Genomic DNA, 1,187 nt, shown 5'->3' with positions numbered 1-1,187 from the left:
CCTGTAATCTTTTTACCCCCAGCATCTATCCCAGAAATGATTATTTTCGGTCCACCTGTAATCACTAAGCCTGTTGCGTCTAGGGTATTGCTTCCTGCAGTTACTTTATTGACTGCGATTTCCTTAGCTAGATCAAATTTTATATTATTATTATCTTTGCCTTTGCTAATTTGAAGATTTTCACTTGCCGCTGATAAATCGATCTTGCTCTCTATACCGATAGTTGTAGCATCTGCACCACCAACAGACAGCTGCCAACCTTTATCTACGTAATTTTGTAATGACTTTATCTGCGCAACATTTACTGCATCAGTCAGTTCAGAACCAGCTGCTACCCCTATAATTTGTCGCGTTCCCTTCTCGCTGAGATTACCAACACTCATGGCACCATAAACACTCTTCCATTGAACTTCAGTACCTGTTGCATTCGCTTTCTTATTAGGAGAATAGCCAAAAACACCTCTAGCCCTATCGGCGACAGAATTGTAACCTAGCGCAACACCGCCCGATTCTTTCACTTCTGCCCATGCACCAACAATGGTGGCAGCAGAAGCGTAGTCTTTCGTGCTGTTGCCAACAATAGTAACACCTTCAAACAGATTACTTTGTGAATATGTCTGTATGCCGTTACCAATAGCAATAATATTAATGGCATTCGCATTCTGATTTTTTCCTATTTTTATATCATCATTAGTTGCATACGTACTCACCCTCCTTGCTAAACTATTAACGCCAGACAGCAAAATATCATCACTATTATCGTCCTCAACAGGCAGCATCCACCCTTTTTTAACAAATGTTTTTGGCAATTTTCGCACAGCAATATTATCCGCACTCATGCTTTTATCGTTAACCGCTATTCTTGTAAGCTGTGGCACTTTCTTATCACCAACATTTCCAACTCGCGCAGAACGGCTACCTTCTGTCAAAACATTTACGATAGGACTCTTATCTCTCTTACCAGAAAGGGTTTTGGTTAAAAAATTTGCGTAATCTTCAGAAGCATTCAAACCAGCAACAGAGAGAAGGCTTTGTGGATAAGACACACCGGCACTTTTTACACCTTCAAGAAACGTGTTTCTAAAATCAGGATTTGCTGAAAAAACAGGCGTAACATTCGATAAGAATGTAGCCGCTATAGCCAACGAAAGAACTTTAACAAAAGAAAAACGAGAACGTTTTAATTC

General features: G+C 40.0%; 1 pseudogene. It reads right to left on the bottom strand.

From position 1 onward, the window contains the following. Positions 1 to 1,187 (bottom strand): annotated as a pseudogene (locus ACFIMP_RS09710) (hypothetical protein); the annotation flags it as partial.

Origin of the sequence: Bartonella sp. AP65SXKL (assembly GCF_042195725.1) — a bacterium.
In the GTDB taxonomy this organism is placed as follows: Bacteria; Pseudomonadota; Alphaproteobacteria; order Rhizobiales; family Rhizobiaceae; genus Bartonella.
The sequence above is the reverse complement of the archived record's forward strand: the minus strand, read 5'-3'. Positions and strand labels throughout refer to the sequence as shown.